Source organism: Nitrosopumilus sp. S4, assembly GCF_054515835.1.
On sequence record NZ_CM137258.1, the window covers coordinates 721,299 to 747,811 of the forward strand.

The 26,513-nt window shown below is 32.7% G+C and carries 35 protein-coding genes; 20 read left to right on the forward strand and 15 right to left on the reverse strand.

Translation table 11 applies throughout. The annotated features are described in order from the left end of the window. Positions 1-89: 89 nt before the first annotated feature. Both ACX119_RS03970 and ACX119_RS03975 read right to left on the reverse strand, forming a co-directional pair. A complete protein-coding gene (locus ACX119_RS03970; RefSeq protein WP_459351827.1) occupies positions 90-1,226 on the reverse strand; it encodes a hypothetical protein in 1,137 nt (378 codons plus the stop codon). A gap of 254 nt (positions 1,227-1,480) precedes the next feature. Further along, complete coding sequence (locus tag ACX119_RS03975) at positions 1,481-1,966, reverse strand: RDD family protein (RefSeq protein WP_459351828.1); 486 nt, start codon at positions 1,964-1,966, stop codon at positions 1,481-1,483. Positions 1,967-2,062: 96 nt separating this feature from the next. Between ACX119_RS03975 and ACX119_RS03980 the strand changes: the two genes are divergently transcribed. From ACX119_RS03980 to msrA, 5 genes are all read left to right on the forward strand, one after another. After that, the gene (locus ACX119_RS03980) at positions 2,063-2,194 is read left to right on the forward strand and encodes a hypothetical protein (protein WP_459351829.1); all 132 of its coding nucleotides are present in this window, start codon (positions 2,063-2,065) and stop codon (positions 2,192-2,194) included. A gap of 41 nt (positions 2,195-2,235) precedes the next feature. Further along, the gene (locus tag ACX119_RS03985) at positions 2,236-3,084 is read left to right on the forward strand and encodes a class I SAM-dependent methyltransferase (protein WP_459351830.1); all 849 of its coding nucleotides are present in this window, start codon (positions 2,236-2,238) and stop codon (positions 3,082-3,084) included. 95 nt (positions 3,085-3,179) lie between these two features. Then, complete coding sequence (locus ACX119_RS03990; protein WP_459351831.1) at positions 3,180-3,563, forward strand: DUF6659 family protein; 384 nt, start codon at positions 3,180-3,182, stop codon at positions 3,561-3,563. 48 nt (positions 3,564-3,611) lie between these two features. Then, positions 3,612-4,637 (forward strand): hypothetical protein, encoded by a 1,026-nt coding sequence (locus ACX119_RS03995; protein WP_459351832.1) that lies wholly within the window; start codon positions 3,612-3,614, stop codon positions 4,635-4,637. A gap of 40 nt (positions 4,638-4,677) precedes the next feature. After that, positions 4,678-5,133 (forward strand): peptide-methionine (S)-S-oxide reductase MsrA, encoded by a 456-nt coding sequence (gene msrA / locus ACX119_RS04000; RefSeq protein WP_459351833.1) that lies wholly within the window; start codon positions 4,678-4,680, stop codon positions 5,131-5,133. 2 nt (positions 5,134-5,135) lie between these two features. On the opposite strand, the gene ACX119_RS04005 is transcribed toward msrA, so the two are convergent. Continuing rightward, complete coding sequence (locus tag ACX119_RS04005; protein WP_459351834.1) at positions 5,136-5,237, reverse strand: universal stress protein; 102 nt, start codon at positions 5,235-5,237, stop codon at positions 5,136-5,138. Between the two features lie 261 nt (positions 5,238-5,498). Between ACX119_RS04005 and ACX119_RS04010 the strand changes: the two genes are divergently transcribed. From ACX119_RS04010 to ACX119_RS04020, 3 genes are read left to right on the forward strand one after another with little or no spacing between them, the layout of a single operon-like run. After that, positions 5,499-6,290, forward strand: coding sequence for an alpha/beta fold hydrolase (locus ACX119_RS04010; RefSeq protein ID WP_459351835.1), 792 nt, complete (start codon positions 5,499-5,501; stop codon positions 6,288-6,290). 36 nt (positions 6,291-6,326) lie between these two features. Beyond that, positions 6,327-6,752, forward strand: a complete 426-nt coding sequence (locus ACX119_RS04015) for an AbrB/MazE/SpoVT family DNA-binding domain-containing protein (protein WP_459351836.1) — start codon at positions 6,327-6,329, stop codon at positions 6,750-6,752. Beyond that, the gene (locus ACX119_RS04020) at positions 6,749-7,177 is read left to right on the forward strand and encodes a hypothetical protein (protein ID WP_459351837.1); all 429 of its coding nucleotides are present in this window, start codon (positions 6,749-6,751) and stop codon (positions 7,175-7,177) included. The genes ACX119_RS04015 and ACX119_RS04020 overlap by 4 nt, the downstream gene beginning before the upstream one ends. A 27-nt stretch (positions 7,178-7,204) precedes the next feature. On the opposite strand, the gene phaC is transcribed toward ACX119_RS04020, so the two are convergent. Both phaC and ACX119_RS04030 read right to left on the reverse strand, forming a co-directional pair. Continuing rightward, on the reverse strand, positions 7,205-8,269 hold the full coding sequence (gene phaC / locus ACX119_RS04025; protein ID WP_459351838.1) for a class III poly(R)-hydroxyalkanoic acid synthase subunit PhaC: 1,065 nt from the start codon (positions 8,267-8,269) through the stop codon (positions 7,205-7,207). Further along, entirely contained in the window at positions 8,259-8,759 is a 501-nt protein-coding gene (locus ACX119_RS04030; protein ID WP_459351996.1) for a poly(R)-hydroxyalkanoic acid synthase subunit PhaE, read from the reverse strand. Before ACX119_RS04030 ends, phaC begins: the two co-directional genes overlap by 11 nt. A 173-nt stretch (positions 8,760-8,932) precedes the next feature. Between ACX119_RS04030 and ACX119_RS04035 the strand changes: the two genes are divergently transcribed. Together ACX119_RS04035 and ACX119_RS04040 are read left to right on the forward strand one after the other, a co-directional pair. Then, a complete protein-coding gene (locus ACX119_RS04035; protein ID WP_459351839.1) occupies positions 8,933-9,325 on the forward strand; it encodes a DUF6659 family protein in 393 nt (130 codons plus the stop codon). A 37-nt stretch (positions 9,326-9,362) separates the two neighbouring features. Further along, on the forward strand, positions 9,363-9,773 hold the full coding sequence (locus tag ACX119_RS04040; RefSeq protein WP_459351840.1) for a phosphoribosyltransferase: 411 nt from the start codon (positions 9,363-9,365) through the stop codon (positions 9,771-9,773). Between the two features lie 3 nt (positions 9,774-9,776). On the opposite strand, the gene ACX119_RS04045 is transcribed toward ACX119_RS04040, so the two are convergent. From ACX119_RS04045 to ACX119_RS04055, 3 genes are all read right to left on the reverse strand, one after another. Beyond that, positions 9,777-10,064, reverse strand: a complete 288-nt coding sequence (locus ACX119_RS04045; protein ID WP_459351841.1) for a hypothetical protein — start codon at positions 10,062-10,064, stop codon at positions 9,777-9,779. Positions 10,065-10,066: 2 nt separating this feature from the next. Further along, entirely contained in the window at positions 10,067-10,978 is a 912-nt protein-coding gene (locus tag ACX119_RS04050) for a transcription initiation factor IIB (protein ID WP_459351842.1), read from the reverse strand. A gap of 115 nt (positions 10,979-11,093) precedes the next feature. Then, entirely contained in the window at positions 11,094-12,515 is a 1,422-nt protein-coding gene (locus ACX119_RS04055; protein ID WP_459351843.1) for a M57 family metalloprotease, read from the reverse strand. A 139-nt stretch (positions 12,516-12,654) separates the two neighbouring features. On the opposite strand from ACX119_RS04055, the gene ACX119_RS04060 reads away from it, so the two are divergent. Beyond that, complete coding sequence (locus tag ACX119_RS04060; RefSeq protein ID WP_459351844.1) at positions 12,655-13,032, forward strand: hypothetical protein; 378 nt, start codon at positions 12,655-12,657, stop codon at positions 13,030-13,032. Here the strand turns inward: ACX119_RS04060 and ACX119_RS04065 are convergent. After that, positions 13,017-14,024, reverse strand: coding sequence for a biotin--[acetyl-CoA-carboxylase] ligase (locus ACX119_RS04065; protein ID WP_459351845.1), 1,008 nt, complete (start codon positions 14,022-14,024; stop codon positions 13,017-13,019). The genes ACX119_RS04060 and ACX119_RS04065 overlap by 16 nt on opposite strands. A 36-nt stretch (positions 14,025-14,060) precedes the next feature. After that, positions 14,061-14,579 (reverse strand): hypothetical protein, encoded by a 519-nt coding sequence (locus ACX119_RS04070; RefSeq protein ID WP_459351846.1) that lies wholly within the window; start codon positions 14,577-14,579, stop codon positions 14,061-14,063. A 79-nt stretch (positions 14,580-14,658) separates the two neighbouring features. Between ACX119_RS04070 and ACX119_RS04075 the strand changes: the two genes are divergently transcribed. From ACX119_RS04075 to ACX119_RS04085, 3 genes are read left to right on the forward strand one after another with little or no spacing between them, the layout of a single operon-like run. Next, positions 14,659-15,069, forward strand: coding sequence for a CoA-binding protein (locus tag ACX119_RS04075; protein ID WP_459351847.1), 411 nt, complete (start codon positions 14,659-14,661; stop codon positions 15,067-15,069). Between the two features lies 1 nt (position 15,070). After that, on the forward strand, positions 15,071-15,436 hold the full coding sequence (locus ACX119_RS04080; protein ID WP_459351848.1) for a hypothetical protein: 366 nt from the start codon (positions 15,071-15,073) through the stop codon (positions 15,434-15,436). 34 nt (positions 15,437-15,470) lie between these two features. After that, entirely contained in the window at positions 15,471-16,682 is a 1,212-nt protein-coding gene (locus ACX119_RS04085; protein WP_459351849.1) for a redox-regulated ATPase YchF, read from the forward strand. On the opposite strand, the gene ACX119_RS04090 is transcribed toward ACX119_RS04085, so the two are convergent. Together ACX119_RS04090 and ACX119_RS04095 are read right to left on the reverse strand one after the other, a co-directional pair. Beyond that, positions 16,683-16,868, reverse strand: coding sequence for a hypothetical protein (locus tag ACX119_RS04090; RefSeq protein WP_459351850.1), 186 nt, complete (start codon positions 16,866-16,868; stop codon positions 16,683-16,685). Beyond that, on the reverse strand, positions 16,861-17,772 hold the full coding sequence (locus tag ACX119_RS04095; RefSeq protein WP_459351851.1) for a transcription initiation factor IIB: 912 nt from the start codon (positions 17,770-17,772) through the stop codon (positions 16,861-16,863). Before ACX119_RS04095 ends, ACX119_RS04090 begins: the two co-directional genes overlap by 8 nt. A 148-nt stretch (positions 17,773-17,920) precedes the next feature. Between ACX119_RS04095 and ACX119_RS04100 the strand changes: the two genes are divergently transcribed. The 3 genes from ACX119_RS04100 to ACX119_RS04110 are packed head-to-tail and all read left to right on the forward strand — an operon-like array spanning position 17,921 to position 20,130. Further along, on the forward strand, positions 17,921-18,280 hold the full coding sequence (locus ACX119_RS04100) for a hypothetical protein (protein ID WP_459351852.1): 360 nt from the start codon (positions 17,921-17,923) through the stop codon (positions 18,278-18,280). Next, complete coding sequence (locus ACX119_RS04105; RefSeq protein ID WP_459351853.1) at positions 18,277-18,732, forward strand: hypothetical protein; 456 nt, start codon at positions 18,277-18,279, stop codon at positions 18,730-18,732. The genes ACX119_RS04100 and ACX119_RS04105 overlap by 4 nt, the downstream gene beginning before the upstream one ends. Before the next feature lie 54 nt (positions 18,733-18,786). After that, a complete protein-coding gene (locus tag ACX119_RS04110) occupies positions 18,787-20,130 on the forward strand; it encodes a phytoene desaturase family protein (protein WP_459351854.1) in 1,344 nt (447 codons plus the stop codon). Here ACX119_RS04110 and ACX119_RS04115 read toward each other — a convergent pair. After that, positions 20,127-20,969 carry a cobalamin B12-binding domain-containing protein gene (locus ACX119_RS04115; RefSeq protein ID WP_459351855.1) on the reverse strand — a complete coding sequence of 281 codons (843 nt, stop codon included), beginning with the start codon at positions 20,967-20,969 and terminating at the stop codon, positions 20,127-20,129. The two genes, ACX119_RS04110 and ACX119_RS04115, sit on opposite strands and share 4 nt — an antisense overlap. 193 nt (positions 20,970-21,162) lie before the next feature. On the opposite strand from ACX119_RS04115, the gene ACX119_RS04120 reads away from it, so the two are divergent. Further along, entirely contained in the window at positions 21,163-22,518 is a 1,356-nt protein-coding gene (locus ACX119_RS04120; RefSeq protein WP_459351997.1) for an NmrA family NAD(P)-binding protein, read from the forward strand. A gap of 173 nt (positions 22,519-22,691) precedes the next feature. On the opposite strand, the gene ACX119_RS04125 is transcribed toward ACX119_RS04120, so the two are convergent. Beyond that, positions 22,692-23,591 (reverse strand): cobalamin-binding protein, encoded by a 900-nt coding sequence (locus ACX119_RS04125; protein ID WP_459351856.1) that lies wholly within the window; start codon positions 23,589-23,591, stop codon positions 22,692-22,694. Between the two features lie 128 nt (positions 23,592-23,719). Between ACX119_RS04125 and ACX119_RS04130 the strand changes: the two genes are divergently transcribed. Next, positions 23,720-24,877 carry a hypothetical protein gene (locus tag ACX119_RS04130; protein ID WP_459351857.1) on the forward strand — a complete coding sequence of 386 codons (1,158 nt, stop codon included), beginning with the start codon at positions 23,720-23,722 and terminating at the stop codon, positions 24,875-24,877. Between the two features lie 28 nt (positions 24,878-24,905). Here the strand turns inward: ACX119_RS04130 and ACX119_RS04135 are convergent, their stop codons facing one another. Next, positions 24,906-25,418, reverse strand: coding sequence for a YbgA family protein (locus ACX119_RS04135; RefSeq protein ID WP_459351858.1), 513 nt, complete (start codon positions 25,416-25,418; stop codon positions 24,906-24,908). A gap of 140 nt (positions 25,419-25,558) precedes the next feature. Between ACX119_RS04135 and ACX119_RS04140 the strand changes: the two genes are divergently transcribed. Beyond that, positions 25,559-26,461: a peptidase gene (locus tag ACX119_RS04140; protein ID WP_459351859.1), complete on the forward strand. Its 903-nt coding sequence runs from the start codon at positions 25,559-25,561 to the stop codon at positions 26,459-26,461. The last annotated feature ends 52 nt before the right edge of the window (positions 26,462-26,513 follow it).

Consider the following 26,513-nt stretch of genomic DNA (forward strand, 5'->3'; position numbering starts at 1 on the left):
ATTATTTTGAGACCTTTGTACCTGTCATCATGATTTTATCTCTAAATTTAACCACAATTACTATTAAATTGCCAATTTAAAAAATCAAGTTATGGGTTAATTGTAGTGGGAATTGAAAAAGAACTAATAAAATTACAACTATCTCCTTGATTAGTTGGCTCAGTTAAAGGCATCCAAAAATGTAGGAAATAATCCCCTGGTTTTCCTTTAAATGTAAATTCTCCTACCCATCCGGGTTGATTTCCAATCTCAATTATGTCTTCAGAAAAAAATTCAAAAGAACCACTTTCATTTTCAGGATTTTTTTGAATTAGATCATCCCCACTTGTTGGAAATGAAAAATATTCTGAGACTGTAGTTATAACTGCAGGATTGATTTTTTTATCAGGATCATTTTCTTTAAACCACTCATTTGTAACCTTGAATTCATTATCAAAGAACTCCGTTGATAAACTCACAGGTGTTGAAAAACCTATTTTCATTTTTGCATCATCATGTATTTCCCCATTTACACACTCACTAGAAATTTTAACATGAACTTTTTTATCATCTTTTGATTTTCCCAAATCAATTAATTTCAAGTGCACATCAGGAATTCCATCAAAATTGAAATCGCCACTACCTTCGAATTCTATCATTTTCATTTTTTTGACATGGGGATCTTTAAGTGATTTTTTTATTAGATCTAATGATTTTTGAAATTTATTAACTGCTTTTTCATAATCATTATTTTCAAGAAATTCACTTCCTTCCTCAAAACTCATTATTGCTTTTTCTATTTTTTTAATTCCTTTATCACTCATTATGATGTCTTGTGCACTTAGTATGGCATTATCTACAATGATTTTATCAATTTCTGCAATTTTTAGATTAATTTGTAAAACTTGATCTTTGATTGATTTTTTTTCCTTTTTGTCTTCTAATATCTTATCTAGTTTGTTTATTGCATTTTGATCTTCATTGAGAACTTTACCACCTTTTTTTAAATTTAGTTCTGAATCATTCTTCCAGAATTTATCCTCTAAACTTTTTTCAATATTGTCAATTGCTGATTCTATACTTTTTTTAGATTTTTTACTTATTTCAGAATTTTCTTTCAATCCTTTCAAATCTTCTATGATCTCTATCTTTTGATTCTTTACCGAATCAGCATAAACTTCATTATTTACAGAAAACCCAATAGAAATTAGCATTATTGAGAGGACAACGGATAAAATTACTTTCATTTCACTTTCCTAATTTTTACAGTATATTTTCTTTAATGTTTGTTTGATTAGAATATTACACATTTCTAATTTCCGTTCATTTCTGGATTTGGTGTAATTTCATTCTTCAAATTCTATATCTTTTTGAAGTTCTTCTGGTAATCCAACCCACCATTCCTTTTGACTATCAGACATTCATGAAAAATGATCTATTGTTACTAATAGATCTGTTGGTAAAAACTTCAAAGTATTTGTTTAACAAAAAATGACAAAATCTAGTCTTTTGAATATTCTACTCCTGATTTTTCCTCAGAATTTTTTATTTTAATTACTAATGTGTCTCCTAATTTGTTGAACACTCTTTGACGTTTTTCATTGGTTAAAACCCAGCCTAAAATTACATCAATTGGCAGCAAAAATGATTTTCCAAAACTACTAATCAAAACTCCTTTCAGACTTGGTCTATCACCATTAATGTTTGTGATTTTTAGGTTTAGAATTTTTTTGCCTATCGTTTGACCTGTTTTGTATTCTAAAATTGTCCAGTATGAAAAGAAAATGATGCTGGATGGAATGTATTGCATACCTTCGGCCCAAAACATATCTTCCGATGAGTCATAATCTAATGATCCAAATGAAGCCAGCACTAATGTTGTTGAAAATATTGAGATTATAACAAAATCAATTAACCATGCCAAAAACCTATCTGTCCATTTTGCAATAATAATTTTTGATGACATATTAGAATCTGGATTGCTCACATGATGACTAGTTAATTCAAATTTATAAAACATGTCAATTGATAGTCAACAAAAAGTGCAACATAGTGTATATCTTTTCATTAATTAATGAGAATTATGAAAGCAAAATTTGCAACGTCCTGTAATTCCTGCGGTGATAAAATTCAACCTGGAAAGGAAATCGTAAAAAACAATGATGAAAAATGGGTTCATAAACACTGTGCTGAAGATTCAGAAGGATTGCCCTAGAAATTAATAGTCTGTTTTTTTAATTAAACTTGAATATATTTTTGGTCTCTATTAACCCCCTTGATGTTTTGTTGTGGACTCTGAGAAGAAATGAAAAAGATGTTGTAAAACTCTACAGTACTTTATCTCCAATAATGCAACTGGCTACTGGAGGCAATATGCTAAACTTTGGTTTGTGGGATTCTAAACACAGAGAACCTCAATTAGCTCAGAAAAACCTGTCATCTACTTTTGCACAAATGGCTGATCTAGACTCTGCTCATAAAGTTCTAGATGTAGGAAGTGGACTTTCTGCACCTGCAATTTATTGGAAAAGTATTTTTGAAAATCTTTCCATTTTTTGTGTGAATATTAATTACTCTCAACTTCATTTATCAGAAAAAAAACAAGGTATTGAATTTGTAAACTCATCATCGACTAGACTGCCTTTTTCTAAAAATTCTGTGGATAGGGTTTTGGCATTAGAATCTGCACAGCACTTTAAACCATTCTCTGAATTTATTTTTGAATCAAAAAGAGTATTGACTGACGATGGTTTACTTGTTTTAGCAATTCCCATAACTGTTAATGAACCATCCACATCAAAATTGGGCATTTTAAAATTCACGTGGTCATCAGAGCATTATGGATTGAATGAAATTCGGCAAACTATACAACTTGGTGGATTTACAATTTTACAAGAAAAACTAATCGGTTCATCAGTTTATGACCCTCTAACTGACTACTATATAGAACATAGAAAATATTTAAAAAAATTAATTTTAAAAAAATACCCTTCATATGTTGAAACCATTCTGTATAAATCACTGGTAAAAATGAAGGCTGCTTCTCAAAAAAAGATTATTGATTATGCTTTGATAAAATGCCATTTGACCTCAAATCCCGATTAATCTCAAATCAATTTTTTACTGATGCATTTCTACTCGTAAAAGCCCTGTTTCGTTATTGGCTAGGTTTTTATTTTTGATATTTTGATTAGATTATCATGTCTTACTCTGATGCTTTTCTTAAATTATATGGCGAAAAGTGCAATGAATTACTTAAAGAATCTGAGATCCGATTTGCTGGAATTGTTGATAATGGTGGTAAACTAATAGCTGGTGGCTTTAAGGACGGTCTAGTTCCCTATGAGAATGATGAAACTAAATTACAGACTTTTCTGGAATTTGTTTCAAAGGCTTCTATAAGAAACGAGTTTGATGAAAGCCTAGGCCCAATAAATTATTTGGCTGCAAGACGTGACAAGGCTGTTTTGGTAAGTTTTCCATTCCCAATTACTAAAATCCTATTGCTAATATCGGCAGAACCCACTGTAAATATTGAAAGCCTTGCAAAAAAAGTTGTAGAAATTTTTACTGATGTTAACTAACATACAAAATATGCCAAAAGGTTAAATTCAAAATCACAAAGTCCTGCTATGCATCAATTACTTGTTTTACTTTTTGCAATTTTGATTGTGGTTTCATTTACTCCTTCTTTTGCTGAGATTCAAAATGTCTCCACAAACAAATCTCTGTATCACTTTGGAGATTCTCTTGTAATTTCTGGAAATGTATCATATGATTCTTCCATTCCTTCAATAATCCTTCAAATAATTACTCCTAGCGGAAATGGGTTGGCCCATATTGATAGTATCATTCCCAAAAGTTCTGGAAGTTTTTCCAAATCCATTAATGTTGGTGGGCCCACATGGTCCGAAGATGGCCAATACACTCTAAAACTTACCTATGGTGGAAATTTTGAAAAAACCATTCAGTATGTAAATTCAACAGAACCAAAACCTGAACCTAAACCTGTTAAGAATCCCCCATCAACTCCAACTATTCCAGATGATGATTTTTTGATTGATGAAGATGAATTAGAAAATGAACTTTTCTATAAAATTAATCCAAAAATGAAACTATTAGGATTTCCAGCACTTGATAAATCTCCTCAATATTATATTGATAGATACAACTCTGAATCTGACTATAGAATATGGTTTGATTCCCAGTTCTCAGACTTCACAATCAATGATGTTGTTGGATATGAAACTACACATATAGAAAATTTTCCAGCACTTGATAAATCTCCTCAATATTATATTGATAGATACAACACTGAATCACAATACCGATCATGGTTTAATTCTCAGTTTCCAGATAGAACAATTTATGATGTATTGGGATTTCATACGTATATTCCAGAATGGATTAAATCATACGCTCTAAACTGGGCAACAGGTCAAATTTCTGATGCTGAGTTTATGATTGGATTAGACTTCATGTTAGATAACAGCATAATTACAATTCCCGGATTAGATTATGAAAAAACTTCAGTAGATGAAATACCATCTTGGTTTAGAAATACTGCACATTGGTGGGCTAGTGAATTAATATCTCAACAAGAATTCATAAACTCGATAAAATATCTTATTCAAGAAAATATTATTCTAGTTGAATAATTTAGAATGGTTTTAATTCTATTGTATGTATTTTTATTTCATGAAAGCAACTTTTGGCGCTGGGTGTTTTTGGCATGTTGAGGATTTACTTAGTAAAACAAAGGGTGTAAAATCTACATCTGTTGGTTATACTGGCGGTCAGTTGCCTAATCCAACGTATGAAGAAGTTTGCACTGATAAGACTGGACATGCCGAAGCTGTAGAAGTAGAATATGATCCTAATGAAATATCTTTTGAAGAACTATTGGATGTTTTTTGGAATAATCACAATCCTACAACATTAAATCGTCAAGGCCCAGATGTAGGAATTCAATATCGCTCTGCAATTTTTTATCATGATGATGAACAAAAAGCAATCGCTGAAAAATCTAAAGAAAAAATTGAAAAATCAGGCAAGTTTGACAAGCCTATAGTAACACAAATTGTACCTGCTCCTACATTCTATAAAGCTGAAGAATATCATCAAAAATATTTCAAAAAACACGGATTTTCATAAAATCATTTTACAATGACTATGGGAATTTTTGATGTGTGTCTTCCATAATTTGTAACACTTCCAAAGAACATCTCTTTGGTGGCACTTCTTCCTCTTGAATCCATAATTATTATGTGAAAATATCTTTTCCATGTGCGAGTTTAATTATGTTATATCCAATTTTCTCACTCTAAACCCCAAAGCGATTTTTTAGACCCATCCGATAGGACCAAAATTTTTGAATTTTTCTTTTTGATCACAAATCTCAATTTTTGATGATCTGAAAAAAGAGTCGCCAAATCACTATCTAGTAAAAGAATAAACTATCTTCTGATGATCGCAAAATTACTAATATTTATCTAGTCATCCTTATTGTAGCTAAATCTGTGGAGGAAAAGTTTCTTCAGATCGATGAAAACAAGATAAGATATCTTGAATCAGGTGATTCTAGAAATACTTTGGTTTTAGTTCATGGTTTGGGTGCCTCAGCTGAACGATGGGAAAAAGTAATTCCGCTCTTTTCTAAAAAATACCGCGTAATTGTTCCTGATATTATTGGCTTTGGATATAGTGACAAACCATTAGTTGATTATACTCCTGATTTTTTTGCAGAATTCTTAGAAAAATTCTTCATTGAATCTGGAATTAAACATCCTAATCTTATTGGTTCTTCATTAGGTGGGCAAATTGTTGCAGAATATGCCACCTCTCATTCAGATGATATTGAAAAACTAATTCTGGTTTCCCCTGCTGGTGTGATGAAACAATCTACACCCGCACTTGATGCATATATTATGGCAGCTCTGTACCCAAATGAGCAAAGTGCAAAAAATGCTTTTGAGATGATGGAAGGCTCTGGAAGTAGTCCTGATGAGGCACTTGTTAACGGATTTATTGAAAGAATGAGATTGCCAAATGCAAAACTTGCGTTTATGTCGACACTACTTGGATTAAAAAATTCTGAATCACTCACATCCAAACTTTCATCAATCTCTGTTCCTACTTTGATTATTTGGGGTTCAGAGGATCCTGTCATTCCAATAACCTATTCTGATGATTTTATTTCTACCATCAAAGACTGCCGATTTTTTAGAATGGATGGTTGTGGTCACACTCCCTACGTTCAAGATCCGACAACCTTTGCCTCCAAGGTAATAGAATTCTTAGATTCTCCATAGATGAGTTTAAATACCTAATATTGCCTACTATTACCTATGAGTGGTAATCAAAACCTATATGATCCTACTGAAATGTTCAAATCATGGATTCAAAAAAGTGGACGAGCACAAGCCGAATTTATGAAAAATTTTGGCTCGCTAATGACCAATCAAAATTCTCAGAATTTCAACCCTCTCGATACTCTACGTGAGGTTTCAGAAAAAACAAAGAATGCTCAAAATGCAGTAATGCAAAACATGTCTTCTATGCAAAACAAAAGTATGGAAACTATGTTTAGCATTGGTCAAATGCTTCCATCTTTTATGAATTGGGGAGCATACAAAACAACTGTCAGCAGTAATGGCAGAATTTCAATTCCAGAGGCAGAACGTAATGCACTCGGATTAAGTGAAGGTGACTTGGTTCAAGTTATAGTCCTTCCAATAGCAAAAAAATCAAAAACTAAGGAGGTGAAACAATGAGTAAAAACGAAACAACTACAGGAAATACAAAAGACGTATTTTCAGTATATCAGGAAAACGTAGACAAACTCTTCACTGGTATTAGACAATCAGTACCACAGTATCATCAATCAATTACTAATGTACAGCAAGAATACCTTCAAGCATATGAGAATATTGTAGATTCAACAATCACACTACAAAAAGAATATGCAAAGAAAGCAGGTGTTGCAACTAACATACCAGAGGCAACTCTTAAAGTAATTAGAGATACGACAGAAGAATTTGTAAAGGCAGCTTCAATTCAAAATCAAGTAGCACTTGCAACTATCGATGCAACACAACAGAACATCAAAACATTCAACGATAATGCAAAATCATTTGCTGACCTAAACAGAAACATTCTACAATCCTGGATTACAGCATTTACAACAAAGAACAACTAGTGGTATTTTTTTACCTTTTTTTCTTTTTTATGATCTTTCAGATAACCATTGTCCCAACTCAGGTAACACCTTCTTTTGCGACAACGAACTGGCAATCATTCCTACATGCCCTGTAGGGTACATCCTCAATGTTTTATCTTCACTACCTATGGCATAATGTAAAGGCATACTGCATTCAGGTGATACCAAGTGGTCTCCAACTGCTACTTGAGTAAACATTGGCATGTTGATATTTTTCAAATTCACCATTTTTCCATCAATGATCATTTTATTTTGGATTAGTAAATTATCTTGATAGATGTCTTTAATCCACTGTCTGAAAAGCTCACCTGGAATTGGAGGTGTGTCTCCTAACCATTTTTCAACCCTCAAAAAATTATCTACGAATTTCTTATTATCTATGTTTTTGAAAAAATTCACATATTTTTCTATTCCTTGCTCAAATGGTTTTAGAACTGAAAAACAGTAATACATGAATTCAGGAGGCATGTTCCCAATGATTTCCACCATTTTATCTACATCCATATGTTTTGCAAGATTGCTAATTACCGTGGTATCACGCCAGCCATCAATTACGGGAGCTGTTGCGATATAATTTTTTACACTTTCTGGATGCAATGATGCATAAGCAGTAGCAATAGTTGCTCCAGTACAATAACCTTGCAATGAAATTTTTTCTACAGATGATTCGTTTTTGATATGCTCAACATATGTATCCAAATACCCATTTACATAATCATCAAAATCAAGATATTTGTCCATGCTTGTTGGCGTTCCCCAGTCTAACATGTAAACATCAAATCCTTGTTGGAGCAGATTTCTAACCCAGCTTTTTTCCGGATGTATATCAAGAATGTGATATCTGTTAATTAACGCATATGAAATCAATAGGGGTGTTTTATGTTGGTTCTCTGTTAGAGATCTATAATGCAACAGTCTAGTTTTATCCATTTTTTGAACAACATCATGTGGTGTGACTTCTAGAGTAATTTCATCAGGTGCAGAGACTAACTTTGGGGCATCAATTACATTTTTACTAAACTTCAAAATCTCTTCGATTACTTTAGGGTCGATTTTTGATTCACTTTGCATTGTTTTTTATTTCCTTTTTCTTTAATTCTAATTCCAGTTTTGCTACTCGCTTTTTAAGAGAATGCATTTCTTTGTACACTTCATCTATTTCTTCTTTGCTAGGGAGATTAGCTGATTGTAATATGACATTGGTAATGTTATTCCAATGTTTTGTCAGTTCAAGCTCTTTTGATACTAACTTGCCATAATTTTCTCCGAACTTTTCAGAATCAAATAATTCTGTAAAGTCATTGTCAAAAATATCTATCCATATTCTTTTGAAAGCTTCAATTTGTTCTACATCCTGAGGAATTTCAGGTGATTTCAAATTTACTTTCTTTTGAGCAACACCCCATGTTTCTGCCAGCTGTTTGTAGTATTCTGTAAGGTACTTGTTAAACTCTAATAGGTTTTCATTAATTTCAATTAATTCAGTGGACACTTTTTTTGAATTTGATGCAAATGCTCTCATTGGTCCAATGGAAGCTAGAGCTTGTGGTTTACTGGACATTAAATGAATAAGATCAGTCCAAAAAAGTGACAAATGTTTATAGTAATCTGTAATGTCTTTTGCTGAATCTGCCTCGTTTTTTATTGATTCATTTGTATCATTAGATGATTCTGGTTGCACAGATTTCAATTAACACAGCTCGCAATAAATAGATCGCTTGTTTAATTAAACAAATGGATGATGTAGAGAAGCTTGAAAAAATCTGTCAAAAAATTGATAACTTAGATCCTAAGATACGCTCTGCACGTTTTATCAATAACAGGGGACACCTAGTGGCCGGAGGCATGAAAGAAGGGCTTCTCTCTCTTGAAGCTCAAAAACAAGATGAGATGATGTTCATGGAACTTGCTTTACGTGTTAGAATGCGACATGAATTTGACAATGAATTTGGGGAAGTACATTTTTCAATGTCCTATAGGGACAAAGTAATCATCATGAGTTTTCCACTGGCTGATGATAACGTACTGTTAGTTTCTTGTGAAAAAGATGCTGATTTTGGAAAGATTCCATTTAAAATATTAAAATTGATTGCTTCTTTGAAAAAATCTACCATGAAGACATTCTGATCATAACAACTTAATTCCAGAGTTTGTACTTTGTATTATGCCAACTGAGCAATTAATAACTTGGAATGAAATTGAAGATTTAATTGATAACTTATCGAAGAAAATTCTAAAACTGCCTGGAACTTTTTCAAGTATTTCTACCATCAGCAGAGGTGGGCTGGTTCCAGCAAGATTGATGGCAGATCACTTGGGAATAAAAAAGATTTTTGTCGATAGAAAGAAAATATCTTCCTCTTCTCTATTTGTAGATGATATTTATGATTCAGGAAATACATTCAAAAAAATTATTTCAAATGTTGATGATCCTTCTAAATTAGTTTTTGCTACTTTATTTGCAAGACGTGATAAAAAATATCCAAAACAACTAGTTTATGCTAAAAAAACCATAAACAATGATTATGTTGTATTTCCTTGGGATAAAATAGAATTCCAAACATCTCAAAAATAAAATTTATTTCATACATCCAGGAAACGTTCCTTCATGTCTTTTTTTAAAATCCTCAATTAGCTCAATAGAATTCTTTTCAAAATTTTCTTCTTTCTTATACTTGAATCTTGTTGCATTTTTAATACAATCATTTGTTGATAATTTGATAATTGATTCTTTGATATTTTCTGAACCTCCTATGAATAATATTTTCATTGATTGGTGCATCATAAACACCCCTGCCATTTCAGGAATGTCTTTGAAATGTTCTTGATTAAAATCCAGCCATTCTGACCAGTTATCTTCTGTCATTTTTACTCATTTAGCATTTTTCTTAATCCTGAGCATCTGTTTCTAATAGTTACTTCAGTTACTCCGGATGCAATTGAAATTTCTTTTTGGGATTTTACTTCTCCTGTACTAATACAAGCAAGGTATAATGCTGCTGCTGCAATTCCCATTGGATCCTTTCCTGCCACAATACCAATTTTTTTAGCCTGATCTAAAATTTCGATTGCTTTTCGCTTACTTTTCTCACTTAATTCTGCAATACTTGCAATCCTTGACACTCCTCTGACAGGATCCACTACTGGCATTTTTAATTCTAATTCTCTAAAAATTAGTCTATAACATCTTGCTACATCTTTTCTTCTGATGTTGATTCCTTTTGCAACATCATCTAATGTTCTTGGTGTTTCTGTGTTTCGACATGATGCATAAAGACATGCTGCAACTAATCCTTGAATAGACCTTCCTCTAACCAGTTTTTTCTCCATTGCCTTTCTGTAAATGTATGCAGCTTTTTCTACAACTGCATCTGTTAAAGCAAGCTTGTCTTTGAGTTTATCCATTTCGTTTAGGGCCTGTCTTAGATTTCTATCTGCGGATGAATGTGCTTGTGTTCTACTATCCCAAGTTCGTAATCTTTCAATAGAACTTTTTACACTTGCAGATAATGGTTTTCCAGTGGAATCCTTGTTGACTGCTCCAATTACTGTTGATAATCCCATGTCGTGCATTGTAAGTGATGTACCTGCACCAACTCTTGTTCTGTTAGTATCATCATTTGCAAAAGATCTCCATTCAGCACCAGTATCTTCAATTTTATCTGTAACAACAAAACCACATTTCCCACAAAACAACTCTCCTGTGTTTTGATCTGTAACCATTTTCTTATCTCCGCATGCGGGACATTTGGGACCGGAAATCATTGTGTTTTTGAGCATAATAACACTAAATGGCTGCAATTCCCTTTTATCCGTTTTACCTAATTTCAACGGGTTATTGGTGTGTAGGTTAAGCTAATACTTATTCTCATTTTTTAGAATGAGATCTGATTTTCTAACTTAGTAAACAAAATGCATACGATGGTGTGTATGATGGATACATGATGTTGTTTTTTTCATCAGTATGTGTTAAACCAATTGAATGTCCTAATTCATGAGTCATTATTGTCTCAACACTTTTGACATCATACAACTGAAAACTCCCATCACAATTGTAATCGCCAAGTGTAACTTCAACTACTCCTTTTCCAAGATGAGCATGACCTAAAACACCCTCTCCGATATTTCGAACTACCCATGTAACCCAGACATTGGCTTCGTGTTTTTTCCCAGTTATTTCAAAAACTATCTTTGCTTTTTGGTTGTTTGTGTTTAATTCCTGTTCTTCCCAAAATGCAAATGAGTTCTCCAGTGTACTAACATGATCTAATGGTAGCCCAGGTGGCTGTTCATTGATGTATACTTTGTAGTAAATAATGTAGGTATCATCAATAATCTCATATGTCGGATTTGGAAAATTCTCTGATGCTTTCTTTACTTCTTCTTCAAAATTCCATTTGATATAATCTCTTAGAAATTTCTTAATGACGTCTTTGCTAGGATTTGGATATTCAATGTATCTTTTCTCCTTTGAAATATTATTCATAATATCTCTTAGATATCTCTCAAACAAGTAAAATTCCCTGTCTAATTCCTCTTGTGATTTTTGTTTACTTTCTTTGATATTGACTTTAATGAATCCATTTTCCATCATGTATTGTATTCCAGAAACAAATTCAGTATCTTCAATAGTGCCATCTGCCCACCATCCCGCATTATTTTTTATCCATTCTGGCATTTTTTCTTCACTACTGGATGTATTTTCGGTGGCGGGAACCTGAACAATATTATTTTCGATAAGGTACAGCAATGCCGAGATAAATTCATCATCATCTATTGAATCATTGGACCACCATTTTGAAATTGTTTTTACCCAATCAGGAATTGAAATAACTTTGATGCTCTCTAATCCAATTGGTTTCTCAGTTGGAGTGTATGGAAATTTAGTAATAACTTTTTGAACAATTACTTTATAGTTGCTGATTACTGTGCTGTCTGGTTTTTCTTTTGAAGCCTTTTCAAAATATTTTATTGATTCTTGATATTCTCCTAAATTCCCAAAACCTAAACCCATTCCAGTTAGTGAAGTGACATCATTTGGTTTGTACTGAAGAACTTTGAAAAATTGCTTTAAGGATCTATCATGTTCTTCAAGATTACTTAGAGCAATTCCTTTCATTTTTAATGTTGAAATATTGTTAGGTGCAATTTCTAAAATTTGATCATAAATTGAAATTGCTGTCTTGTATTCTCCTTTAACAAACAGATTATTTGCCTGATTAAACATTTGTTCAAGATTTTCCTCACTTTGAGCATTTGCCTCAAAAATGATTATGGAACTTAAAATCATTAAAGAGATTAAAAATTTTATTCTCATAGTATTTTTTCCATTATTGCAATTTTAGATATCTGTATTTCTATTTTATACTACTGTGGTCATGATTTTGTCTTTGCAACAAATAATTATTTGAGGCTACAAGAAAATCTTTAATTTATTCATAATTGGAGTTTTTGTATTGACTGAGATCGGTGTTGGAGAAATTATTTATGATTTACGAAAAAAAATTCAAGAGGCTAAATCTGAATTATCTCAGTTAGGAGAACAAACATCAGATATACCTGAATTGATCTCCTCAGCTAATCTCTTGCGCTCAAATGAGTACCTGGAAAAGGCTAACAAAACTAAAACTAATTTGATATCTGCATACTCTCAATACACTGCTGCTCTTGAAGAATTACTATCATCTGTATTTGAGATTCAACATGAACTAAAAGAAGTTCTAAAAGAACAATCTCAACTACTTTCTACAAAAAAGAAGTCCGTCAAAAAACCCAAAAAAGTCACCAAATCCAAATCTAAAAAAAAAATAAAAGATGATTATTTTGACAAATGATTCACATCACCAGCAATTATTTTGTTAGTACTGCCATTTTTTGAAATAACTAGTGCCCCATCATCATCAATTTTTATTGCTTTACCCTTTACTTTTCCATCAGATGTGTTGATCTCTACATTCATTCCAATAGTTGAAGATCTTTTTGTCCACTCTGAAATAATTTTTTTTGTTTGTCTCTCATTTAGCATTTGAAAAATTTTTTCTAATTCTAATAAGAAAGATTGCACTAATTCTACAGGCCTTACATTGTTTTTATGCCCACTTAATGATGCAACTCCGTAAAAATTTGGTGTGTCTTTTAGTTTTTTCTCAATTAATTTTGTATCTACATCAAAATTGATCCCAATTCCTAAAACCAGATTTTCGATTCGATTTGATTCAAATGATGCATCTACTAGCAACCCTGCTAGTTTTTTTCCATTAATTGTTACATCGTTTGGCCACTTTAATTCTGGTGAAATCTTGAAAGTTTTTTCCAAAGCAATTGATAATGCTAATGCAGCTCCAATTGGAAATAATGTTGTCATCGCAATATCGAATTTGGGGTGCAAAATTACTGAAAACCAAATACCTCCTTTGGGTGAAATCCATTTTCTTCCTGCTCTTCCTTTTCCACCCGTCTGTTTTTCAGCAACAATAACTGCTCCATTATTTTTTGAATCTGTTGCCATTTTTAGAGCCTGAATTTGTGTTGAATTAATTGAATCAAAATAATATGCCTGCTGGCCAACCAATTTTGTTTTTAGCCCCTGTGTGATTTCCCATGGGAGTAAGGCATTAGAGTTTGTAGTTAATTTGTAACCCAGTTTTTGTTTTGATTCAACTGTGTATCCTAACTCTTGAATTTTTTTGATGTGTTTCCAAATTGCAACTCTGCTAATTCTAAGTACGTCACTAAGATCTTGACCTGAAAGATATTCTGTATTGTGAGTCTGTAGGAATGTTAAGACTTTTACCAATCCTGGATTGTCAAATGAATTGTACATCAATTGTAATTCATTTTTTATTTGACTATAAAATTCCCACTAGAATCCAATATCAATGTCAAATCCCCCATCATCCATTCCCACATCTGAATCACTTCCGTCCATCCCTTCTCCAACTCCTTCTGGAATACTCTCTGCAGGAACATAATCTGTCATTGCCATCCCGATCATACTGAACATCATTGAAAACATCATGATATCCATTACTCCAAAAAACATCATCGTTGGAAGAAATGATTTGTTCTCATCCATGTATTGTTTTAATTTCTCCTTATCTCCTGTTTGATACATCTGTGACATTTGATTCCATTTTGTCTGCATTTCATGGACCCTCTCATCTACTTCCCGTGATCCTTTTTCAGTTACATTTAACTCGATTTTTTTACCCAACCAACCCTTTTTTTCTTCAACTTTGATCAGTTCTCTTTTTTCGAGTTTTTCAAGAATAGAATTAAGCTCTTCAGGTTCAATATTTGTGATTTTTAGAATTTTATCAAACTTTTTGATGCCATTTTTTATTGCACCTAATACAATGATGTCTTTGGGTTCTTCTTCCATGGTTCTGATACGGTTTATGGTCTAAAAAATACTTTGTTTGTTATACAAAAATTATATTCATCATGCTTGAAAACCCTACATGGAAAGAGATGAGCATACTGATGATGAAATCCGCAATATCTTATCGCTAAGAAAAGTAGCAGTAATTGGTATGTCTAAAAATTCATCAAAAGCTGCTCATTATGTCCCAAAATATTTGTCTGATAATGGGTATGATGTAATCCCCATAAATCCTACAACAGATGAAATTCTAGGAAAAAAATGTTATGACTCCGTTCTAAGTGTTGAAGATGATGTTGAAATTATTGATATTTTTAGACCCTCTGATCAGGTCATGGATGTAATTGAGGATGCAATAGCAAAAAAACCAAAAGTGATTTGGTTGCAAGAAGGGATTCATAATGCTGATGCAGAAGAGTTGGCAAGAAAAGAAGGTATCCAGGTAGTTTTTAACAGATGTATGCTGGCAGAGCATCAGAGATTGTGTTAAAATGACTGATTTTGAAAATTTTTATTTTGATTTAGAAAATCTTGGTAAAAAATATGAATCAAAAAATACTCCTTTGAAAATTGAAAAAGATCTTGAAAATGATATAATCAAAATTTTTGGTGAAAAGATTACCTCTCTTTCTAGAGCAAAAAATGGACTAAACGATATTTCTGAGTTAGCATATGCAACAGCTGAGCATCATCCTTACTGGAATTTGTTATACCATTGTTCTGAAATTGCTAATTGTCTTTTGGATAAATGGAAGGATTCTTTGACTGCTGAAGATTTTTCTGATATTGATTGGTCTCTCAAAGAAATGCATCAATCCCTTGAGAAAATCAAAAATAGCAAACCTCATGAATGCTAGGCAGAGATAAATATTCTGAAATCAAAATTATGTCATGCCCATTAAACTTGGATTAATTGGTAAGACCAATACTGGTAAAACTACTTTTTTTAATTCTGCAACATTATCTTCTGAAGAAATTTCATCTTATCCCTTTACTACAAAATCACCAATTTCAGGCATTGCTCACGCAATTACTTTATGTGTTCATCCAGAATTTAAAATTCAAGATAATCCCAACAACTCAAAATGTTTAGACGGATGGAGATACATTCCAATTGAACTAATTGACTTACCTGGTTTGATCAAAGATGCCTGGAAAGGAAAAGGATTGGGAAATCAATTTCTATCCATTGCAGCCCAATCAGATGCTCTTCTTCATGTAGTTGATGCATCTGGTGGAATTGATTCTTCTGGTAAAATATCTGAGGTTGGAACAGGGGATCCACTTTCAGATTTTGCTGATATTGAAGAAGAACTGATAATGTGGTATCATAAAATTTTAGAGGGTAACAGAGATAAGATCTCTAAATTAATTAGAACAGGTTCTGATATTGTAAATGCATTAACTGATCTTTATCGCGGAATTGGAGTGAATACTAGTCATGTAAAAGAATCTCTAATCTCTACAAATCTTTCAGAAAAAGAATTTGATGATTTTGATGTTACTGATACAAAAAAACTTGCATCATTTATTCGAAAAATATCAAAACCTACACTCATTGTGGCAAATAAAATTGATGTTGATGGTGCAGACAAAAATTTTGCAAGACTAAGGGAGAGATATAATGATTCTATTGTAATTCCTGTCAGTGGAGATAGCGAATTTAGCCTTAGAAGAGCTGAGCAGAAGGGTCTGATAAAATACTCACCGGGCTCTGAGCAATTTGAAATAATAAAATCTGATGAACTCAATGAAAAACAAATCAATGCCTTGAATTTTATTAAAAAAGGAATAATGGGAGAATACATGAGAACAGGAGTTCAATTTGCAATTAATGTTGCAGTTTTCAAACTTCTTAAAATGAATTCAATTTACCCTGTTGCCGATGAGAAAAACCTTGCAGATAAAAAAGGAAGAATTCTACCTGATTTGATTTTGCTAAAAGATGGGGCAACAATAAGTGATCTGGCAAAAGAGATCCACACTGATCTAACTAAAGGGCTCCTTTATGGAAAGGATCTAAGATACAACCTAAGACTCCCAGTTGACTATCAACTAAGGGATAGAGATGTAGTATCTCTGGTTAGTGCATCAAAAAAATAACTAGTATTTTTTCTTACTACGAGGCTTTGTCCTCAACACTGCTTTACAGCAAATACATCTTGATTCTTCAGAATTCAAAAAGATTCCACAAAATGTACATCGTTTCTGCCCAATTTCATACCTTATTTTGTTAGGTGCTGGTTCTGCCTGATGCATGACACAAATACCTCTACATGTTCTACCCATAGATTTCACCTCCTAATTTTTTCTTGATTTCCTTTACTCTATCTCTAATAGTTACGGCACTAATTCCTGAGACTTGGGAAATTTTAGTTTGAGATATTTTTTCATTGTTGATTTTAGATGCCAAATGAATTGCAGTTGCAGCCATTCCCATTGGATTCTTACTTGTAGAAACATTGTTTTTTGCGGCAATATCTAAAATTCTAAATGCTAATCTCTCTGATTTCTCTGAAATTCCAACTGCCTTGGAAATTCTTGAAACGAATTCAGATGGATTAAATATTTCAGGATAAATGTCAAGTTCCCTCACTAGATATCGATAAACTCTTTGCAAAGTCTTTTTTCTTACATTCCCCGCATCTGCAATATCTTGAAGTGTTCTAGGTGTATCCGTAGTTCTACATGTTATGTATATTGCAGCGCATAATATTCCTGCAGTTGATCTGCCAGCAAGTATTTTTTTTGCGGCAATTTTTCTAAAAAGATGAGCAGTTTGCTCTACTACTACATCAGGTAATCCAAGTTTTGATGAAATGCCATCCAATAAAGTAAATGCTTTTTGAAATGATTTTACCGAAATTGCAGAGCGACTATTTCTGTCCCACATACGTAGACGATAAAACATTCTACGATTTTCCATGGAAAGACTTTTTCCAGTAGAGTCTCTATCTTGGGCTTCGATAATTGTCGATAAACCCATGTCAATCATTTTCAAAGATATTTTTCCACCTACTCTGCTTGCTTTGTTGTAATCATCTCCTGTTAGTCCTGATGACTCTTGTCCTGCATCGAGAATTTTTTCAAAAGATACAGCTCCACAACTACTACATGCAATTTCACCTGTATGATAGTCTGTGATCAGAGTATTTTTTTTACAGTTTTTTTGATGTAGTAATTCAGTCATCATATACACTTTAGGCTATTATGTTATTTAAGGCGGAAATAATTCCTATACTAGTGCCAAATCATGCCTAAATCATATTTATGATAAAAATGGTTGGCACTAGAACAAATATATCTTCACAGTATAAATAAAAAAATTTGATAGAGAATCTATGCCTCATATTGTAGTGGATAGGCCTCTTGATCTATTTGATTATAGTAAACATTTTTCACCCATATTTCAAAAAGATCCTTTGATTAAGATTCAAAGCATTTACGTTGAAAAAAATGGGTTTACTGCATTACTACCAACAATTGTAATAGATGAAATGCATCAAGAGTTCTTTATAGAAATCTCTACTACAAAAAATAAAACCACAATACGACTTTACCCGTTGACAGATCCTCAAAAAACGGATAATGTAAAATTGTCTTTGGCAAAATTATATTTTCACATAAAGAGCATATATGCTGACATTAAAATCACTAAAACAAATCTTTCTGATTATGTTGAAAAGGTAGAATCCGGATGAAGACTCTAAATCTAGAAAAACACAGTACACTTCCACAAAATATTATTTTTAAAATTAGTACTGATGTTGCAAATTTTCACAATATTATGCCTAAATATTTTAAATCTCTAAAAGTAATCAAGGATACCCCCACTGAAAAAATTGTTTTAGAAAACATTAGCTTCATGGGTAAACACGTGGATGTCAAAACGCAACATAAAATTATTCATCCCAATATACACAAAATTAAAATTCTTACTGGTTATCTAAAAGACACAACATTTTTTGAAGAATATGATGTATCACCTAACGGCACAGATATCAAAATAACAATTTCCTTGCATCTAAATGGTATTTTAAAATTTATTCCATTCATAGATAAAATATTATTTAGAAAAATGAATTCTGTAATGAATGAATTTTTGGTTTCAGCTGCAAATTATGCAAGAATTAATTCATTAACTAGAAATTAGCACTAGATAAAATTATTGGCACCAGTTATAAATTAAATTTAATCAAAGATGATTATGGGGCCTAGAATTCATATTATTGGTGGGGGAGTTGGTGGATTATCCACTGCAGCACTATTGGCAAATAATGGATATGCTGTAAAAATTCATGAAAAATCAGCAAAACTAGGCGGCAGAACAGCCTCCATGGTATATCGTAACCATATTCTAGATAATGGATTTCATATTATGCCCTTTTACAAAAAATCGGCAATTTTTAGTATTTTGAAAAAAGTTGGCATTGAAGACAGATTGAGCCTTGCCAAAGTTGATGATATTGCATTTCATTCTGATACTGGGTTCCACAAATATCCAAAAGGAATCCTGGATTTATTGCAACTTTCATTAATTCCTTTTAAAAGCAGGATTAGATTACTCAAACTTTTACTTCCAATGGCATTCACATCAATTGACAAAACTGAAGAGTGGGATTCTAGATCATTGACTGATATTACTAAAAAGCTTGATCCTGACACAAATGCATTTTTTGAAGCTGTCTGTATGTTGGCATTTGCAGATACTGCCGAACATATCTCCCTAGGAGAATTTGCAAGAACTATGATACGAGCAAATCCGTTTAAAGGTGGAACCAGCGAATTTGCATACCCTAATGATGGTGGTTATGATTCTATTACTAATGTTCTTGCAAATTATGTCTTGGAAAATAAAGGTGAAATTCAAACTCACTCATCAGTAAAAAAAATTATTATTAAAAATTCCAAAGTCACTGGTATTGTTATGGCTGATGATTCTTTTGTGCCAAGTGACTGTGTAATTATTTCATTTCCTGCATATGATGCACTTAATCAATTATTTGATGATGATGTAATTGATAGAGAATTTATTAAAAGAATTAATCGCTTAGACAAGAAGACTTCTGTCGTAGAAGTTCATTTTGCATTAAAATCAAAAATTGATACAAGGCAAGTTGTTTTTCCAGTGGGGGATGATTATACTACAAAGGGAATTTTCTTTATTTCAAATATCACTCCAAATGTATCTCCTCCCGGGGAGCATTTGATAATTGCCGGCACTCCAATATCTTCATCAATTGCAGATGATTCAAAGAAAATTAAGGAAATTGTTGAAATAATGAAAAATGAAATTTCTTCAATTTATCCTCAATTTAACTCCGAATTGATATGGGAAAGACCTATGGCGTGGAAACTTGTCGAATCTGTTGTCAAAGAGCCTGGGATGGTTTGGAAATCTAAAATGCCTCATCAAATACCAGGCATAAAGGGGTTGTATTTTGTAGGGGATTCAACTATTAGTTATGGTATAGGTACTGATTCAGCAGCTCACAGCTCGATTTTGTGTAATCCTGAAATTTTAAAATTCTTGCCTACTTTGGGTGCTTAGACTTTTCTTATAATTTTGTAAATCTCTTCAAGCCCTGAATCTGGAACTATTTTTGCATCAAATTTTGGAGTCGTTTCTCCTTGAAAAACATACCCTCCAACTAATATTGGAATTTTTGATTGTTCTTTTATCTTTTTTACAAGTCGCTGTCCGGCACCAACATTGTCTTCTAGTGTTATTGAAATTAATACTACATCTGGTTTGTTATGTTCTATAAAACTAAGAATTGATTCAGATGGAATAGATGTTCCAATATTGAACACCTTGCAGCCTTTGATAGAAAGAAATGTCTCTAAGACATCGCAACCTAAATGATGCTCTTCACCTAGTGGGACACAAATTAGCACTTTCTTTTTTGTATTCTTACTTGTTACTTGATCCATGATTATTTTGACCAAAGTTTGTGCAATATTACTTGCAACATGTTCTGTTGCTATGCTTATTTTTTTAGAAGCCCAATCTTCTCCAACTTTGTACATTACAGGTTTCAAAATTCTGTCAAAAAAATCTGAAGGATTGAATAGTTTTGTGTATTCGTCATAGATTTTTACTGTCTCTTCAATATTTCCTTCAGTTAATCTTTTGTACAGTTGCTGTTTTGATTTTTTTGTAGACTCTTCTCTTTTTTTAATGTCTTTTGGATTGTATGAAGCTAAAATTGATAATATTTTTGGATCATCACGATAATCTGCAGGGATGTCGTCTTTAACAACTTCAGAAGCCTTCCCTAGGTATTTTAGGATCTCTTGTTTTGATGTACTTTTTTTTGAATCCCACACACTTTTGACTAGGTATAGGTATTGATCAGATTTTACTTTCTTGGCTCTGATGTAGACCATGATTTTTTTTCTTTTTTATTGCTATATAACTAATGCTAACTGCGTTCTCTAGTGCTAATACTAAGTTATTTTTATTAATTTAGCACTAGAATAGCTATTTAGCCCTAGTTTATATAATTTTTTTTTAGAAATAATCTATGTATAATTTTACGTGGAGCTGGAGATAATAGTGGCTCAGTCATTTGAAAACAAAATGCCAACACAATCTTCCCCCTACTCTATTTTTGTGAGTGGTGCTACTGGCTTTATTGGCTCTAGGCTTATCTCTAGATTGACTTCTTTAGGATACACGGTAAAGGGTTTAAGCAGGAGAAAAATTCCTGATACCAAAAATGTGAGATATGTTCAGGCAGATGTTTTTGATCTTGAGCAACTCACTTCTGCCTTAAAAGATGTGGAGGTTGCATACTATTTACTGCATTCCATGGAAGGTGATAAATCCGCATGGAAGGAATTTGCATCGAGAGAAAAAATTCAAGCTCAGAATTTTCTAAAAGCTGCAACTGATGCCGGTGTAAAACGAATTATCTATCTGGGAGGACTAGTAAATGATAGTCTCTCGCTATCTCCTCACATGAAAAGTAGAAAGGAAGTTGGAGAAATTCTTGCATCAGGAAATATCCCCGTTACTGAATTTCGTGCATCCTTAATTATTGGAGCACAGGGTGGCTCTTATGCAATGTTGAGATATCTTGTTGAAAGATTAAGAATAATGGTATGCCCCTCTTGGGTTAAATCATTAGCTCAACCAATTGCTGTTGATGATGTTGTAAATTATTTGGCTCAATGTCTTGACAAACCAGAAACTATTGGTAAAATTTTTGAAATAGGTGGACCTGATAAAATGACATATGAGGAATTAATGAGAAGCTACTCTGCATACCTGAACAAGAATCTATTTGTAATACAAATTCCATTCTTGACAACCCGTCTATCTTCTTACTGGGTTGATCTTATTACTCCTGTAAAGGCATCTTTGGCAAGACCATTAATTGATAGTTTAGTTCATGATACTGTTGTAACTGATGATTCTATAACTAAAATAATTCCAATGCAATTAAAATCAGTACGGGAGGCAATTGATATTGCAACAAAGGAGATGAAATCATCTCCTCCAAAATCAGAACTCAAGGAAGAAAAGACAAGCTTTAAAATTAATCAAAAGATAATTCAGATTTTTCTAATTGCAATGGGATTAATTGGGACATCCTACTATTGGTTAGATGATAGACCCGAAGTTTATCATCCTTTATGGTTAATTGGTTCATTTTTTTGGTATAGTGCAATAATTGCAGCAGTTATTTTTATTCATAATAAAACTCGATTGGGCTATCTAATAGCTGGAGTATTGTCATGGGTAACTTTGGGATTTTGGCTAATGGATAACTTTCATGTTGTTTTTCAGACTTCGTTAATTGCTTCCCAACCAAACGATTTGATGATTCTTAGAAATTTCATTGGATTAATTGTCGTAGCAATTACTGTTATTTCATCACATAACCTATTTCATAAAGTTCTAGATTATCAGTCCAAAGGAAAACCTATCTGATTCTGTTATTGAACTTCTCTTTTTAATTTAAGCAAAACATTGTTGGTCATTTTTAGCAAACTGTCAATGCTATTGTCTCCTGCAAAATCTCTTGTCATATGTTATTATGAGAATTTTTTAACATAACCAGTTGTATGTGATATTGTATTACAATCTAATTTTTTGAGCCTATTTTACCTAGATATGTGCATAAACGAATCATTAGGAATACTGAGATTCTCAAATTTTGAAGGATGAATGATTTTTGCCAATATTTCTAGCCCCGTAATTGTTCTAATACTGGGCTTGCTGAAAAATGAATTTGCGTCAACTGCATAAACCTGATTTTTCTTAACTGCTTTTAGTGAATTCCACCTTTTGTTATTTTTTAAAGAATTTTCATATTCAGAAACCGTTCGCTTTACATCAAAACCACATGGCATCAAAATTATGATGTCTGGATCTGACTCTGAAATCTCTTGAAAACTTAATCGTCTTGAATGTTCTCCTGTTTTACTAATTAGATTTACTCCTCCAGCAACATGGATCATTTCTGGAACCCAGTGACCAGCTGTAAAAAATGGTTCAATCCACTCTATTGCTAAAACTTTTGGATGTGTTGTGATGTTCTCTTTTTTTATATTTCGTATTCTTTTCTCCAGTGAATCAACAATTTCTTTTGCCCGTGATTGTTTCTCGAGAATTTCTCCCAAATCGATTACCGAATTTAATATTTCTTGAATGTTATGGGGATCCATTGAGTGCAATTTTGGTTTTCGATTAAGAATAGATATTGATTCTTGGACTTGATTTGTATAAGCTGCACAAACTTCACAAGTCTCTTGTGTAATTATCAAATCTGGATCAGCTTCTTTTAGATTCTCTTTATTTAGTACAAAAATATTCTTTCCTGAATTTAGCAGTTCACAAGTTATTTTATCGATCTCATCACTAGATAATTTTTCAGAATTTATTACAGAGTTGATTACTATTGGCTTTGATTTTGCACCCTGAGGATATTTGCATTCATGCGTTACCCCAAAAAGATTCTCCTCAACTCCAAACTCGTATAGCAATTCAGTAGCGCTGGGCAAAAAAGAGACAATTCTCTTTATTGTCATGATCTTTTGTAATGATGAGTCACTTAAACATCATACGCTTACCAATCGTCAAAAATGTTGATCAGACATGATTAATAGGCTCAAATTAGTCATAAATTGCTGTGTCTTCTGACTCACAAGAGATTAGACGTTCAATTATGATGAAGTGGCATGAGACTCTTTCAAAGTATGGCAATCTTTTTTCATCTGATTCTATTAGTGGAACTACACCTCCATCTGTCTTTGTAGGTTCTTACAATTACCCCAAAGTCTTTGTTGGTCCAATGGTCCCACCAATCCATGGTGATACAACACTTCTTGACAGTCCAGAGAAATGGATTGGAAAATCTTTGGAAGAGATTGTAAATTTTAGATTAAATTTAATTCGTGGAACCCAAAAAATATCCATAGCTGCAACTGAGGGACGCTACATTGAAAATCTACAAGAGGTTACAATGTCCTCAAAACCGACAGATTCTGATTTAGTATTTACAAAATCCCCCTCCTCAAATATTTCACTTGATGGTGAAAGTGCACCCTTTGGTCCAATGGGTGAAATTAAATCAGCAAAATTTTCTGGAACATCTTCAGTAAAATCTGTTGAAAAAGTTTTCTACGATCATGATTTGAAAGCGCAAGATGCTGTTTTGAATCTATATAATTCTGGAATTGAAATTTCAAAAATCCAAAAGTGCTTTAGCATTGGAATGCTTGGGCAAAAAAGAAAAATTGTTCCAACAAAATGGAGCATTACTGCAACTGATGATATTATATCAAACTCTCTTAAGGAAAATATTCTTGACTATGGTCTGATAGATACATGCAAGGTTTTTTCTTTTGAACATCTGGGAAATCAATTTTCTGTTGTACTATTTCCTCATAGGTGGGTTTTTGAAATGATTGAGGCATGGTACTCAAATGGGGTTTTAGGATTTGGCTCTGACTCAGAGGATGCTAGAGGAATTGATCATCCTCCTGCAATAGCTGGTGCCTATTTTGCTGCAAAACTTGGTGTTTTGGAATACTTGTCTAAAAATAAAATTCAGGCCGGTGTTGTCATTTTAAGGGAAATAAGACCCGAATATGCAATTCCTGTTGGAGTTTGGCAAGTTAGAGAAGGAATCCGCGAGGCAATGAAACAAAAACCACTGACAGCTGAGAACTTTGATAATGCTTTACTCCTTGCATCTCAAAAAATGAGTATTGGAAAATCAGAATGGATTTCCCATGGTAAAATTTTAGATATGATTCGACAAAAAACTATTGTTGATTATTTTTAATCTTTATTTTCTTCTTTTTGGATTCATTCTAAAACAAATTTCCAGAATCTTTATCTGCATATAGTAAAAAGTATGTTTGTCCTGCAAGATATGTTTTATTGAATTGATAAATTATTGGATTAATTTCAGCTAAAATATTACCAATAGTAATTTTTTCATCTCTAAATTGTTGCAATAAATTTAGAAACTCTCTTTTTTCAAATTTATTCAGATTTGCAGAAAAAAATCCAAAAATATGCATTATAACATTACTGTGTGATTTTGTTGTGGCTTTACTGGTAAACGCCTCTCTGAAATGTTTTTCATATTCATCAATGATCTCTTTTAATTCTACTTTTTTGTTCTTTGCAACAATATTTCCTAATATTTTTAATTTACTTTGATCATGTGCCATTAACATGAACTTGTTTGCAGTATGGAATTCTACAAGATCTTTAATTTTTTCTGAGGATTTGACACTTTCGAATCTCTCCAGTACAAATTCTCTAATCTCTTCTTCTGATAATTTGATTTTATCATTGGCTTCTAGATTTTTGCTCACTTGATTACGTCTCTTCAATTTACATATAAGGAAAGGTTGGTGAATCCCCTAGTGCCATTACAATTTACTTATGTTTTTTATTTTACCACTAGATTCAAAATTAGCACTAGTTTAAATAGGATTAATGAAAAAGTATGCTAATGAAAACCGCAATAACCTCTATCATCGCAACTATCCTAATTGCCTCAACTGTTTCTTTTGCATATGCCGAAGTTCCTGGTTGGGTTAAAAATAATGCAGGCTGGTGGGCAGATGGAACAATATCTGAGTCTGAATTCCTTACTGGAATTGAATTTCTCATAAAGGACGGAATTATCGTTGTTCCTCCAACAACAGTATCCGCACAGTCCTCAGAGGGAGTCCCAGATTGGGTTAAAAATAATGCAGCCTGGTGGGCAGACGGAGTTACTTCAGATGGAGAATTTGTAAATGCAATTACACATTTGATAAAAACTGGATTAATTACAGTCTCCTCAAGTGTTCAACCAGAAAAAACTATGGAAACAACATCTAAGGCAGTTGATTCTGAATTAGCTTCACTAAAAGCAGAACTTGAAAAATGTTCTGAAATTGTTAAAGCATACAAAAGACTTGATTGTGAAAAACCAATTAAAAAAGCCATTGAATTATTTGAGTACAAAAGAGATGCTCAAGCATACGTGGTTGGACCAATTACCTACTATTGGGTTGGTATGGGATCTCAAGGAAATGACTTTGAAATTAGTCCATCAGGACAAGCAATACTAACAATTCGTATGTTGGCAGAAAATAATGATTCTGAAGTAAGAGCCATTAACTGTACTAGTCCATCAATATGTGCTTATGATGTTTGGGATGGCTCAAAGTCATTCAAATATTCTGGAATGGATTTCACTAGTGGACAAATCGTTTTAAATCCTGGTGATGCTAGAGTGTTCAATATCTTGTTTGGTCCTAACATAGGATACGGTGGAACTGAATTCAAGTACGATCCATCAAAAAACTATGAGTTTAGAATCAATGAGGACTTTGGAAAGCTTAGCATTCCATTAGACTTGGAGTAATCCATTCTTTTTCTATTTTTGTTTAATTCTTACTACTCTTTACAATGAAAGG